Annotated in this window: 13 protein-coding genes and 1 pseudogene; all 14 read left to right on the top strand. The window is 36.5% G+C overall.

What is annotated here, in order from left to right; all coding sequences use genetic code 11:
- Positions 1–44: 44 nt before the first annotated feature.
- On the top strand, positions 45–1,232 hold the full coding sequence (locus tag FFF34_009690) for a hypothetical protein (protein ID TSD67636.1): 1,188 nt from the start codon (positions 45–47) through the stop codon (positions 1,230–1,232).
- A gap of 531 nt (positions 1,233–1,763) precedes the next feature.
- Positions 1,764–2,414, top strand: a complete 651-nt coding sequence (locus FFF34_009685; protein TSD67635.1) for a hypothetical protein — start codon at positions 1,764–1,766, stop codon at positions 2,412–2,414.
- A gap of 381 nt (positions 2,415–2,795) precedes the next feature.
- Positions 2,796–3,863 carry a DUF945 domain-containing protein gene (locus FFF34_009680; protein ID TSD67634.1) on the top strand — a complete coding sequence of 356 codons (1,068 nt, stop codon included), beginning with the start codon at positions 2,796–2,798 and terminating at the stop codon, positions 3,861–3,863.
- A gap of 261 nt (positions 3,864–4,124) precedes the next feature.
- Complete coding sequence (locus FFF34_009675; GenBank protein TSD67633.1) at positions 4,125–4,400, top strand: hypothetical protein; 276 nt, start codon at positions 4,125–4,127, stop codon at positions 4,398–4,400.
- A gap of 12 nt (positions 4,401–4,412) precedes the next feature.
- Positions 4,413–4,664 (top strand): hypothetical protein, encoded by a 252-nt coding sequence (locus FFF34_009670; GenBank protein ID TSD67632.1) that lies wholly within the window; start codon positions 4,413–4,415, stop codon positions 4,662–4,664.
- Positions 4,665–4,666: 2 nt separating this feature from the next.
- Positions 4,667–4,858: pseudogene (locus FFF34_009665) on the top strand (hypothetical protein).
- Positions 4,859–4,995: 137 nt separating this feature from the next.
- On the top strand, positions 4,996–5,424 hold the full coding sequence (gene vsr, locus FFF34_009660; protein ID TSD67631.1) for a DNA mismatch endonuclease Vsr: 429 nt from the start codon (positions 4,996–4,998) through the stop codon (positions 5,422–5,424).
- Positions 5,425–5,538: 114 nt separating this feature from the next.
- A complete protein-coding gene (gene dcm / locus FFF34_009655) occupies positions 5,539–6,777 on the top strand; it encodes a DNA (cytosine-5-)-methyltransferase (protein TSD67630.1) in 1,239 nt (412 codons plus the stop codon).
- Between the two features lie 106 nt (positions 6,778–6,883).
- Positions 6,884–8,461 carry a hypothetical protein gene (locus tag FFF34_009650; protein TSD67629.1) on the top strand — a complete coding sequence of 526 codons (1,578 nt, stop codon included), beginning with the start codon at positions 6,884–6,886 and terminating at the stop codon, positions 8,459–8,461.
- Positions 8,462–8,466: 5 nt separating this feature from the next.
- A complete protein-coding gene (locus tag FFF34_009645) occupies positions 8,467–9,813 on the top strand; it encodes an LlaJI family restriction endonuclease (GenBank protein TSD67628.1) in 1,347 nt (448 codons plus the stop codon).
- A gap of 119 nt (positions 9,814–9,932) precedes the next feature.
- On the top strand, positions 9,933–11,654 hold the full coding sequence (locus tag FFF34_009640) for a DUF262 domain-containing protein (protein TSD67627.1): 1,722 nt from the start codon (positions 9,933–9,935) through the stop codon (positions 11,652–11,654).
- Positions 11,651–12,664 carry a DUF3696 domain-containing protein gene (locus FFF34_009635; protein ID TSD67626.1) on the top strand — a complete coding sequence of 338 codons (1,014 nt, stop codon included), beginning with the start codon at positions 11,651–11,653 and terminating at the stop codon, positions 12,662–12,664. Before FFF34_009640 ends, FFF34_009635 begins: the two co-directional genes overlap by 4 nt.
- Positions 12,665–13,594, top strand: coding sequence for a hypothetical protein (locus FFF34_009630; protein TSD67625.1), 930 nt, complete (start codon positions 12,665–12,667; stop codon positions 13,592–13,594).
- Between the two features lie 35 nt (positions 13,595–13,629).
- Positions 13,630–14,523: a DUF2971 domain-containing protein gene (locus FFF34_009625; GenBank protein ID TSD67624.1), complete on the top strand. Its 894-nt coding sequence runs from the start codon at positions 13,630–13,632 to the stop codon at positions 14,521–14,523.
- Positions 14,524–14,759: the final 236 nt, after the last annotated feature.

Genomic DNA, 14,759 nt, shown 5'->3' with positions numbered 1-14,759 from the left:
CTTAAATCGTTCGTTTCTTACCATTATTCTTAATTTTAGCCTTGATGGAAATAGAAAACTCACCTATAATTACTTATTCCCCGGCGGCTGTTTTAAATCTTTTTAATAACTCCATTTCCATTAATCAAACTAAGCGTATTGTACAGCTCAAAGGAATCTATATACAGGGTAAAGGCAATCAATACAGTGGGTATTTTTACGATACATTTCGCGATGAGGCATCTGATGCAGCTATCACCATCTTAGTTCCACCATTAATTCGCAACGAATTACAACCAAATAAAACGGTAACAGTAAATGGATTTGTGACACGTCGGGTAATCAATACTTCAGGCAACATTCAAATACAACTAACAGTAACCGATCTTGTCGCGCAAACGCAAAACAAATACAACGACGAGGACCTTAAAAAAATCGAGGTGATGCAACGTAAGGCGGTGATTGGCTACCGTGATGTTTATAGCTGGCTAAAGGAGCAAATTATTTCCGAACAGCCCTTCAAAATCGGAATCATTATTGGCAAAACCGGAATCATCGACAATGACATTAAACATCAGCTTCGGGAATCTATAGGCTTTTATGACATCAGTTTTCACCGGATCAATTTGAGTTCTGAAGAAGAAATTTTAACAACACTTGACAGGCTTAACAACGAAAACTACGGCTTGATCGCTTTGTCGCGTGGTGGCGGAGATAACCTGGATATTTTCAACCGTTTTAGTATCGCCGAAAAAGCCGTCCGTTTGGAGTCTTTATTCATAACTGCTATTGGTCATAAAGATGATATAACCCTGCTTCAAAAAGTAGCTGACAAATCCTTTATTACTCCTTCTGAATTAGGCCAGTTTCTTAACGATACCTTCAACCACACAGTTGAAGAACTGGAAAATTCAAAAGCTAAACTGATTGAATCCGTGAAATTACAGCTTACAGCAAATTATCAGAAGGAGATAGATAACCTGAATGAAAGACTAAAAGCTAATGAAGAACTTCGTTTGCAAACCGCTAAAGACCTTGAAAAAGTTTATAAAGAGAAAACGGAGTTGCTAAATGGTCAGTTAGCCGGGGAACAAAAATTACAAACTGAAAGAATAGGTATTTTAAACGATCAGATAAATAATTATAAAAATCAAATTTCCGAATTGAGTGGAAAGTCATCAGTCAACTGGACAATTGTAATAGTTGCTGTAATTTTCGGATTAATTATAGGGTATCTCCTCAGAGGTCATTAATCTTGTTGCTGTCCCTGCGGCCAGGCTTTCCACTTTATCTTTTCCTCGAAAAGGATGCCATTTCAATCCTTGACAGTGGTTACTTAAAGCTCCACTGCTATGAAGTTCGCTACTGCATTTTTGCTGCGCTGCAAAAGCATTCGCTTATAGCCGCAATTGCCACCATATCCAATTAAGAGCATCTTTCAGGACTTCACTCGTTTACCCGCGATGCTGGGTAAAGCTTCGCTTGCCTTCACTCTGCACTTAATATACTGCTAAAATATCAGATGCTTTTAAGGTGCTATTTTTCAAGAAACGGCCTAAAAGAAACTCAAGCTCGGTCAACTTCCGCGTACGAACGCATAATGTCCTCCGCTGCGCTGCGGCCACCCTTCGGGACTTATAGTTCTCCCGCGAAAGTTCTACGACCGGCTTTTTGAGCTTTCTTTTTTTCCGTTTTTTCTTTTGAAAAATAGCTTTTCAGGGAAAGTCTTCGGGAAAGAGGGAAACGAAAAAACAAATTTTTAACCCTTTTAAATCATTTAAAAAATGAAAACAGCAGAAAAAAATGCAAACGGTGTACAAGGTACAGCAGCAAAAAACAACCAAACCGCAAACAGAGTTGAAAACCGCCCAAGCTTAACAGGAAAGGAAGCCAAAGAAGATGAAAACGCTAAAAATCAAACACCTGCCAAAACTTCGGAGGTTGAGGCAAACAAAACTGCCGAGGTTAAGACCAGTAGCCCCGCTACAGTGGATAACCAACCCGCTAACATTGCGCCTTATACCATAGGACAGGGATTAGACGAAGCACACAAAGCCGAGCCGGCAAAAGCGGAAGAAGCTAAAGCAGAACCTGCCAAAGTTGAAGAAGTAAAGGCAGAGCCTAAAAAATTCGCTTTGAACTTAGAGCAAACTTTAAAATCGGTGGAAGGGTTGCACCGTCTAAGCATTCAGCGCATTACCCTTTTATCCCGCATCAAGCTACTGGAAGATTTTGAGGTGAAACTGATTGAGGAAAACGACGAACTGGAAAATAACCCTTATCAGGGTTGCAAACTGATTATCAAAGACGATAAAGGCCGGGAGTTTGTTACCAACACGCCGAACCTTATCCGCTTGGTTTCCCAATTCATTTTCGATGCCTGCCACGAAAAACTGGCCGAAATTGAAGCAAACATCATTTTTCCAAATGCTTAAACAAATTATGCTCCCATCCCGAAAGCCAACGGGATGGTGAGCATTTTTTATGGTTTCACAAAAAACAGCAATTCCTATGTACGAGCAATTTATAGAACTGACCAACCAAATATTTTGGGAAGGTTACGCCGAAACATTAGCGAAAGAGAACCCCGCACGGTTTCAATTAGAAATAAGCGATTTTATGAACACCTACCAATTTTAAGACAATGGAGGACAGGATTTTTTTACTGGTAAAAGTTACCATCAAAACCACTCATAGCAATATACACGATGCTATACAGGAACTACAATCAAAAACCGAATTATCGGTAAGCAGTACGCCGAATGTGGAAGTATTACAGACAAAAATCATTGAACTAAACACTAAAAAATAACGTCATGGCACATCAAATAAATTTCAATAAAAAAACAGGCAAAGACAGCTTTATGAGTGTGAAAGAAAAAGCCTGGCACGGATTAGGGCAGATTATAGACCGCTATCCAACCAGTAGCGAAGCTATACAGCACGCAGGTTTGGATTATATCGTTGAAAAACGCCCCTTATTTACTTATGATACCGCAAACCATTTAGGCGAGGGAAGCGACGATATTATTATTCCTGAAATTGAAGTGCCTAATTTCTTTGCAACCGTTCGGGCAGATACAGAGCAAGTTTTAGGGATAGTTGGCAACGATTATGAAGTCGTGCAAAACCGTGATGCGTTTTTGTTCTTTGATGCTATCGTAGGCGGTGGCGATGGTATTTTATACGAAACGGCGGGGGCATTGGGTAAAGGTGAGCGGGTTTTTATAACCGCTAAACTACCCGATTATATACGGGTAGGTGTAAAGGACTGGATAGAGCAATATTTGTTTTTAACCACTACGCACGATGGTTTAGGAAGCATTACCGCAGCATTTACGCCTATCAGGATAGTTTGCAACAATACCCTTAATGCAGCTATGAATAATCATTCAGGGGCGATTAAAATCCGTCACACCGCATCCGCAACCGAAAGGCTTAAACAGGCGCATACTTTAATGGGTATCTGCAAATCGTTAGGCGGTGAAATGGAGGGTTTATTTAACCAGTGGGCTAAAGTACGTATTACTGATGCCCAGGTTAAAAAGTTGATACAGATTGCAATGGCACCAAACAAAGAGGTTTTGGAAAATTTAGCCGAGGGTAAATTCGACCTGCTATCTACACATTATACCAATATTGTAGATAATGTTTACGAGTATGCTTTAGGCAGTCAGACCCAGCAAATGGACACCACCGCAGGAACGGTATTTGGCGCATATAACAGCGTAACAGGTTATTTTCAAAATGTGCGAAGTTTCAAAAGTGATGAAGCTAAGTTTAAATCTATCATGGACGGTACAGCCAAGCAAAGGGCGCAAATCGCCTTTAATCTTTGCCGTGATTTTGCAATGTGGGGAAGCGAAGCATTGATTTATAACTAAATGCTGATAAGGGGGAGCAATTCCCCTTATTTCTAAAACTCCCCGGCGGCGGGCTATCGCCCGCCCGAGGAACGCCCCCTGTTTTCTTATGGTTTGATGATCTTTGGTGAAAACAGGGGGCGTATTTTAATTACGAAATGATTAAATATATTTAAAAATTAATGCAAAAATATTTGATAAATGCTAATTTATTTAGTATATTTATATCAATGTAATAACAAAACATCTAAAAATAATACATTCAATTTGATAGATTTGCTTATGGACTTAACGTTAATGCCTACCAAACCTGGACAGATAGTAAAAATTATTTCTGATGTACCAGATCTTGAATTATCTGAGGTCTATATTGTTTCCGAAGATCCTTTAGAAATTGCAGACGATGATGAAGTGACTGTAGTAAGCTTAAAGGAACTTCAACGTAACATCCGTAATCCAGATCATGCGGAAAGAATTTTTGTACGAAAAAATCAGTTAGTGGTAGTTAGTGAAGATTTGACAAGTCATGTTCAATCTTGGAATGCTAAAGGAATATAAACTAATAACAAAATGAGTTTTTGGAAAACAAATAATTATTCCTACGACAAAGTTGTGGAAATTGGTAAAACAGAACTTGTTTTGTTACTTAATGGACTTAGTCGTGAAGACATGATAGAGTGGCTGATGTGGAATGACCCCAACGGTGTTTATGGCGATGATCAATCCATGAAAGAATTTGGAAATGTGATGTCCAAAGACGAGGGAATGGAAATAATACTGCGTCAGGCGGAAGATAACAGGGTTGTTAAAATTAGAAACTAAATATGATTACAAATATTGAGACAATAGAAGATGTTAAAACTTTTGTAAAACAACTGGTTCAGGAAGGTGTAAATTATCATCCTGATGAGGATTTTACTCAATACATCAATATTCATACAGACAACCCAACTTATTCTGTAGAGGAAGCCGCCATAAGGAATGAGTTAAATTACAAATGTTTTGATTTGTGTGAACAAGTTGGAGAGGATATTTATAACTTATCACAGGAAGTATATTTAATTGAGACAGGACTCGATAAATTTATTCCATTGCCATCAAAAGACTATGACCCCACATCATAAACTTTCTGTTTTATAATTGTTGTTGAGGTATGGCCGATGTTCATTCAAAGGAAGTACGAAGTTATAATATGTCTCGTATTCGAAGCAAGAATACCAAACCTGAAATGCTGGTAAGGAAATTTCTTTTTTCGAAAGGATTTCGTTACCGCATACATGTAAAAAATCTTCCCGGAAAACCAGATATTGTTTTACCGAAATATAAAACAGTAATTTTCATACAGGGATGCTTTTGGCATGGTCATCAGGGATGCAAATATTATGTGATCCCTAAAACAAGGTCTGAATGGTGGTTAAATAAAATTCAAACGAATTCCCAAAACGATTTGAAATCATCTTATTTGCTTACTCAGGCGGGTTGGAAAGTTTTGGAGATATGGGAATGTGAGCTAAGAGGAAACAATCTCTTCTCAACCCTTGAAAACCTTTTTTTACAACTCACTAAAATTAATAGTATTTAAAAATAGATTACTAACATAAATTGCCAGATAATTTAGTATGTTGAAAAATAATTTGCTAAAAAGTCTGGTTTTATTACTATCAATTTCTATTTTTGTTAAAACCAACTTATTTATATGGCTTTTGAAGATGTAACGCTGCTTGACGAAATTAACATACAAGAAGCTGAAACTTCGCTTTCTGAAACGCAAAAATTGCTTTCAACAATATTCTCCAAACCAAATTCAACCATCCGTATAGGTACGTTATTTAGTGGTATTGGTGCTATCGAAACTGCTTTTAAAAGGTTAAACCTCAAGCATGAAGTAATATTTGCCGGCGATATTGATCCACATGTAAAAAAGAGTTACCTGGCAAATTACATGCTGGACGAACAGGATTGGCACGATGATGTCACTAAATTTAATGCAGAAAAATATAAAGGCAAAATTGATTTGCTTGTTGGAGGAAGTCCGTGTCAAGCCTTTTCAATGGTTGGTAAGAGGCTTGGTTTAGAGGATATTCGTGGCACCCTTTTCTATGACTTTGCGAGAATTGTATCTCAAACGATGCCTAATGTTTTTATATTTGAAAATGTTAAAGGTTTGGTAAACCATGATGGTGGTAGAACTTGGCAAGTAGTGCAGGATGTTTTCCAGGATCTTGGATACAAAATTCATTCTCAGATTTTAAATAGCAAAGATTTTGGAATACCTCAGCATCGTGAAAGAATTTTTGTTGTGGCCTTTAGGAATAAAAAGGCAAGTTTTAGTTTTCCGGAGAAAATACAGCTTGAGCATACCATGCAGGATTTTTTGGAAGATTGCATTGATTCTAAATATTATTTAAAGGAAAAAGGTGTAAAATTCGTAACAAGTTCGAAAAACAGAAGTAAAAGATATACCCAAATTAATGGTAACATTGCGCTTTGTCAAAAAGCAAATCAACAGTTTAACTGGCATGGTGACTTTGTTTTTGAATCAGTATCCGAATCACTAAATTCAGATGAGTTTATTTTCAATGTTAATGAAGTAGAGGAAAAGTACTACCTATCAGATAAAGTCCGTGACTATGTCCTTGCAGGAGGAACAAAGAATTTCAGAACAAGTACAAAAACAGATTTGGCAATCGCAAGACCTCTTCTACAGTCGATGCATAAAATGCACCGCGCTGGCGTCGATAATTATGTAACACATAATCAGGGTCGAATAAGAAAACTAACTCCGAGGGAATGCTTGAGACTTATGGGGTTTCCTGATGATTTTAAAATAGAAGTAAGCGATACTCAAATGTACCGCCAAGCAGGAAATAGCATCGTTGTTGACGTGCTTATTGCTTTGCTTAAACAAATTGATATTACTAAATACACTCGGTAACTATTTCAGTTACTTATATGCTTGCAAAAACAAAACTTAATTAAATAACCGTTAAATTCCAGTTTGTACGTATTATTGTTATTTATAACATAAACTACATCACAAAATGCAATCTGACCTTAAAGAGTTTCTTGTAACAAATAATTATGAATTTGTCGAAAACATATTTGACGGAATAGATTGGGCAAAAAATGAATTTGTTAAAGGAAATACCACTGACGACAGAAAACTGGCCAAAAGCGCTAATGGCGGTAACACAATTATTTATCTTGGAGCAAACAAAGACTTCTTTATAAATAATTACAATTCCAAATACAATATAGCATTTGGGGGAACTGCGTTAAGGGAAGGTGACGGTGCTCAGGTCAACCATTTTATTTCAAAGTCAAATTTACTATCAATTGCAGGTCACACATACAATCATTTAAAAACAAATGCGGCTCTTTATAAAAATCCCAATTTTGACCCGGCGGTTTATTTAGATAGTATATCGGCACAGCCACAAGTAATCAAATTTGAGTCTGAGGTTACTTTTATAAAAGACACAACTAATACAAAACCTTATTTCAAATTTTTCAAACCAGCCGGAATACTTTTTTTAAGAGAACTTTTGATTCCATACCAGGTAGGTTACCAAATCGGGATTTATAAAAACCCTACTGGTGAATTTGCTTTTGCCTGGACATTATATTTTAAAGATTCAGTGGAATTGGCTAAAATCACTGACCTTAAAATTACCTCGCCTCATAACATTATTGTTTACGGCGCACCCGGCACTGGAAAAAGCCACTTTTTGGAAGACAAATCGATTGTTTTCGGGAACAGAAAGTCTCGCGTTACATTTTATCCTGATTACTCCTATGCCAAATTTGTCGGTAATTACAAACCGTCTACCTACTATAAGAAAGATGTAACAGGACATGAGTACCATGATTCAAAAGAATCACTGGCGAAGAATACTTCTATAATAAATGAACCGGTTATTGATTATGCATTTTCACCAGGACCGTTTCTTAAAGCGCTAACTGAAGCATTTCTATCGGCGGAACCCTATCTTTTATTGATTGAAGAAATTAACCGAGCTAATGCAGCAGCCGTGTTTGGAGAGACTTTCCAGTTACTCGACCGTAAAAACGGGCAGAGCGTGTATAAAGTTATGCTATCAGAGGAAGGAATGAAGTATCTGAAAAACAGATTAGGAGATAAGTACACTCAAATTGAAAACGGAATCTTTCTTCCAGCTAATCTTTATATTTGGGCTACCATGAACAGCGCTGATCAGGGGGTATTTCATATGGATGCGGCATTCAAAAGGCGTTGGAATTTTGAATATATACCACTAAACGAACATGAGTCAGAACATACTGACACTGAGATTCGCTTTGGTTTAAAAAAATACAAATGGAATCAGTTCAGAAAAGTCGTCAATGATTTCCTGATCGCGAAAAAGATTCCTGAAGACCGCCTAATAGGTCCATTTTTCATGGACAATGAAGAACTTACTAAAAGCAACTCTATAAGGAATAAACTTCTGCTTTATCTTCGGGAGGACGTAATGCGGCATAATCACCGCCAATTTTTCAAATATGATACGTTCAGTGAAATTACAGAACATTACGATGATACTAACGGCATTTTGACACATGAACTTCAACAGGCTTTAGATGCCATTGAAATTAAATAGTATCTATGCAAATTGAAGAAAACGGCATAGCTTACTTGTTTGAACAAGTTGAGGATTACAGTTTAGAATATGTTAAATCTAAACTGGGGATGTTGTTTAACCCTTTTTTACAGGCAGGGTTCCTTACCGTTAAAAACGATCTTGTAAAATTCAACTATGTGGGGATAGCAGCAAATGCTCGTAATGTTATCTGTGTTCTTCCTAAATATATGTTTCGCAAAACGATTCTTGAAGAAAACCTCATTAATGAGGGACGAACACTTATTAAAATCCTTAAACAATATGACATCAATACCAGCTATTTTGGGAACAGAATGGAATTTTATGATCAGTCTTCTTCGTCCGAGACCAGCGAAATAGCCATTGCAGATTTTCTACTGAAGGATTACCTGAGCCATGGGATATGGAGTTACCAAAATAAATACATAGCAGAGGACGATTCAAATGAAGTTTTATGGGAATATACAGTAGAAAGATCACAGCCGGTTATTTCAAAATACCCATATTATTTTAATGTCTTTTCCCAAGGAAATGAAACACTGTCTAACACAGTTATAAGCAGAATTCACAAGTGGGGGATTTCCTATGTTGCTTCACGTTATTGCGAAATCCTTGACCTTGAGATCACTTTTGATGAAATAGAATCTACTGATATCGAGGAACTCGGCGATCAGGAATACCTCATTGAAATAATTAATAAGGAGTTAAGGATAACGTTCAACGACAGGGATATTACGCTGTTAAAAAGCCTTAAAGAACTATTGAAAATCGGGACAAGTACAAATGTACAGGACTATACTCTTTATGGAAAAAATAAATTTGAACACGTCTGGGAAGATGCTGTTTCGTTTAATTTCAGGAATGAATATCGAGAATTTGCTGGATTTATTTCAAAGCCAGAATGGGTTGATTCGGACTTTGGTAAAATAACTGAAAAAAATACACTTCGGCCCGATGTTATTAAGTGGATTAAAAACGATACAAGGTCGGTAGTACTGATAATAGATGCAAAATATTACCTATTTGATTTTAACACAATAAATCAGAAAGCGGAAAACAATCCTGGCGTTGGGGATTTAGTGAAACAGTACTTTTATGAACTTGTCCTTAATCGCGCTACATCTAATGCAGATTGGTTAAAATACAAAACCAGTTACAGAAATATATTAATGTTTCCCGGACGTAATAGAAGCGCTCCTGCAATGACAAAAATTGGTGCTGTATCTCTTGAAAATTCAGCAATAGAAAAGCCAATCCATAATTTCCATCTGAATCCCTATATAATTTTTGATAATTATATCAAACAACAACCACTATCAGATTCCATGATAGAAACGCTTGCTGATCTCTGATAGGACAGCACAGAAAAGATTTGCATCAAACAAATTTCTATTTTTGTTCGGTTTGGAGACTTGTTGCATATCCTTACCTTTAAATATTATAACTTTATGGATTAGCGTAACTGCAAATAATGAAAAGCATCTCAATAAATAACAAGCTTTATACAGTTCAGGACACAAAAACCAGGATTACAATTGCTGATTCATTCGTTTTAGGTCCCAACAAAATTGGTGAAGGAAACGGAGAGGCAAAGTTATATGTAGGGTATGATAATGAAGATCTGAAGTCTTTCTTTGGTGAGCGGGGATTTGAAATAGACTGTTTTCTGCTCAGGAATGACCTTAATCTTTATCTTGATGAGTCCCGTACCGAATATCTACACCCAACTCAGGAATACAGACACAAAGACGAACTGCTTGAATATTGGGATGAAAGAAAACATCAGATTAATGCTTTAAACCAAACAATTTTCTTTACAGCTAAGGATCAGGATCAGATTGCCGGCCCCCGAGTGTACGTTAATTCAAATGATGCCGGGTATAAGCTCATAAGGGAAATATCTCTACCTGTTATCTCTTATCTGAATATCAGTAAAATGATTTCTGAAAGAGGGGACGTTTTATATTATTTCCAGCTATTTTCTGATTACAGCGATGAGTCGGTTGACGAGGAGGACGAAATAACACCTGATAATGAGGACTTTGTCCCGTTTGATCCAATGAAGATTTCCATTGATACTAAAGGTATTTCTATGGACACCATTCTAAGGAGAATTAAGCAGGGTACAATTAATCTTAATCCGGATTTTCAGCGAAATGAAGTATGGACTGATGAGAAAAAATGCAGGCTAATCGAAAGTTTGATGCTTAAAATTCCGCTTCCAATGTTTTACGTTTCGATCGATGACGATGGTAATTTTAACGTTGTAGACGGCCTTCAAAGACTAAGTACAATTAGAGATTTTGTACTGGGCAAAAGCTATTTAGAGACAAAAGATGAAAGCCTAAGCGGTTTTGGTATTAAATTAAAGAATCTCGAATTTTGGGGGCCGAGTTTTAATAATTTCCAATTTAAAGAGCTACCGGTACATATCCAAAACCGAATTATGGAAACGGAGTTTTCTTTCACAATCATCAATCCCGGAACACCGGAAGATGTGAAAAGAAATATATTTAAAAGAATAAACACGGGCGGAGTGCCCCTTACTGACCAGGAAATACGTCATGCATTGTACGTAGGTAACTCCACAGATTTGCTGAAATTACTGGCATCTAAACAAACATTTAAGAATGCCACCGATAACAAACTCAAAGCGAACAGAATGGTCGACCGTGAGTTCATCCTACGCTGTATTGCATTCATGATAAGGGATTATTCAAAATATCCCAAAAGCGGCGACGTTGACACATTTTTGAGTGATACAATGAGAATTATTAATGCAATGCCTGATTTTGCCCCTTCAACTACTAAAAAGCTATTTAATGAAAGGATTCATCGGGACGATATACAGATTGATTCTTTGAAAATGATAGAAGTAAGATTTCTGTCTGCCATGAAACGAACACAACTAATTTTCGGAGAACATAATTTCCGAACCAGTTATTACGGGCTTCGTAAAACTCCTGTTAACAAAGCCCTTTTTGAAACATGGGGAGCAATTTTTTCTAAACTTGAAAGTGAAGAATTTGAGATACTGGTCGAAAATAAAAAGGAGTTTATTAATGACTATAACCTTAATTATCTTTCTAAAGACAGTTTCAAGCAAGTAGTTTCTCGTAACGCGCTGAAACAAACTTCAGTTATTGAGCGCCATTCAAAATTAAATACATTAGTTAAAAAATACCTGTTATGATAAAATCCATTCGCCTATCTGGGTTCAAGTCTTTTTTGGAACGAGATATCAATCTCAGCCCACTTACGGTTTTGACAGGTTTGAACAGCAGCGGAAAAAGTTCGGTAATCCAGGCATTGCTTATGCTCGAAAAGGCTTCGAAAAGAGAAAAAAGTGTGTTGCTTTATGGGCATGGAACAGCCAAAGAATTAAGGAACTCAAATTCATCAGGCAATATTGGATTATCTGTGCAGCTTGAAAACGGCGAACTTTCGATCGAGATTCCGGTTGAAGAAACAGATTATAAAATAACAAGTGACGGAATACCTTCAGACTTTCCTGAAATAATTTATATAGCAGCAGATAGGTTCGGCCCAAGAGGTGGTATTCAGATTTATAATGATGCAAACCTCATAAATAAAATAGGGCCTAATGGTGAGAACGTTCTTCAGTGCATAAGATCTTACGAATACGAACATCTTGCTGAGACTCTTGTATTAAAAGAATCTGAAAATGATCAGTTTATATTTGTACTTCAGTCCTGGTTAAATAAAATATCACCTAACACTAAGTTCAGCTTTGAATTAGTTGAACTGAGTGATATTTCTTACAGTATGTTTAATCAACACAGGTCGACTAACGTAGGCTTCGGTCTTAGCTATATATTGCCGGTAATAACAGCACTTTTGGTAGGGACCCTTATAAAGAACAGTGTTGTAATAATAGAAAATCCTGAGGCTCATCTTCACCCAAAAGGTCAAACAGAAATTGCGAACCTGATAGCTTTATGCACACGTGCAGGATCACAGGTTATTATAGAAACGCACAGTGACCATATTTTTGATGGAATAAGAATTGCGGCGAAACGCTTCGGCGATTTTGGTGATAATGTGCAATTCCATTGGTTTGAATTGGATAAAAATCAGCTTACTGATGTTGCATCACCGATACTTGATAATGATGGTAGATTAGATGAATGGCCAACAAACTTTTTTGACCAGTTTGAAAAGAACTCCTCTGAACTTTTGTAAATGAATTTATTTTACTTAAACACCCTTACGCCGGACGGAATTACCCATGAAGTTATATCCTCAGCATTTTCAGCAACCTACAGTGAATATAATACACTGAAAAAAAAATATCCTGACGATGTAGACGGGATTGTCACCGTTACGGATGCTCAGCAAGTGATGCTTTCTGCTGATAACTTTTCGCTTGCGATGTGCATAGGCAGTTTGGATCGAACTATGAGATCTGCGGCATACAGCGCTTTTACAAAATATCCATTTAATTCTCACTTTATAGAAGCTAACGAAGAGGAAATGATAATGAACGACTACACTTTGTTAGTCGGCCTAAATCCAAAAGATGCGTATTACCTTAAAGTTGTGGCAGATAATGCTGGGTATGCTTTCAGTATGGGTCTGAATGAAGAACTTAGAGTGCATCCTTTATCAATACCAGGAAGTGATGGAAGTATTACAGAACTTAATAACCTGTATGGCGAACCTGCAAATACTAATGAAATTGAAAAAATAATTGTCTTAGCGAGACGTGAGAAATTAGGAAATTTTGAGAGGTTACTTGATATTTCGGGAGATAACCATTTCAGTCCAAAATTTCAAAATGGTTTTGAAAAACTTGATGCAGATACGCAAATGGCAGTTATCAGTAGGGTAGAAAAAGCAATAAAACGAGACGGAACATCAAAGTTTTTTCCTGATAATGATCTTATTAAAGATGTTACCCCTGACAATGAAAAAGAAATTAATGTTTGCGAACTTCGAATATTTAATCCTGCTGCATACAGACTATATTTTTATGAAACAAAAACGGAGGTGATTTTTGCGTCTATAGATAAAAAACCGACGAAAGAAGGCAAGACCAAAGAGCAGGATAATCAAATCAAAAATGCTGCATCGACAATTAAACAAACATTGATTCTTAATGGTCTTATATAACCAAAATTATTATTATTTGAGGCTTCAAATTACCCATGTATAATAGTGTTTTTAAATTTCATCAAATTAATGAACATTCGCTTGAGGGATTAAAAAAAAGTGAAGTTTTTTGTAATCATTACCAGGCATTTAATGATCCGTTTGAATGCTGGTCAATTATTCAAAAAGGAATTCCGCATTCAGTAAATGAGAAAAGTCGCTATGCTGACGTTTACCGGGCATGGGGTTTTGATGAACCAGATTATAGTGCAGAAGGTATAAACCGATTATTTGAATACTGTGAACAGTTTATTAATGATTATTCACAAAGTATATCAAAGTATCTTGATAGTGCTCGCATTTGCTGTTTTAGCAGAGAGATTTCAAATTTACTTATGTGGTCGCATTACACTGATGGTCTTCGTGGTTTTTGTATCGAATTTGATGCAGATGAATTGGTAAAGCTGTCAAATAGAGCTTTGGTTCTTAAAGTTAAATACAAAAGAAAACCTGTATATTTCGATACAATGGTTTACAATGTTGCAGCTGATCAAGTTGACTTCCACGAGATGGCCATCGATGAAGAACTGTCTTACAGAAGGTATGTCAAAAGCCATAACACACAGAATATTAGAAATTATTCTGATTGGCTGAAAAAATCGAAAAAATTATTATTTGATTTATATACAAAACAATTTGGTGTTAAACCACTTGAATGGTGCTATGAAAAGGAAATGCGGCTAATATTTCATTCTGAGAATAATGAACTTTCAGGTGAACTTTTCAACTACCCTAATTCTGCCGTTAAATCCATCATATTCGGCGAAAAGATCAATAGCGAAAACCGAATTTATATAACTGATTTAGCTCGTGCGATATATCCAAACGTTCGTTTTGGTATGGCTATTCGAAATATAGTTGATTACCAAATAAACATCAATTTTTTATAATACAAAATAGAATTTATTATGAGTATTAGACACTGATTATTAGAAAAAGACCTCAATCGTATGTTTTTACGATCTTTGAATTCCAATTCATATTTCTCAAAAACTAAATTTACCTACTATTAATCGCTGGTAAAATGGCAACCAATTACAATGGGTATAGTGGTATGATCTGGGCTTTGTCCCCACTGATAGATGTAGGGACTCGCTATCCTCACCACTTATAAAAGTGGTCCTGG

This window comes from Inquilinus sp. KBS0705 (assembly GCA_005938025.2).
Classification (GTDB): domain Bacteria; phylum Bacteroidota; class Bacteroidia; order Sphingobacteriales; family Sphingobacteriaceae; genus Mucilaginibacter.
This window is presented reverse-complemented; position numbering and strand designations above follow the sequence as displayed.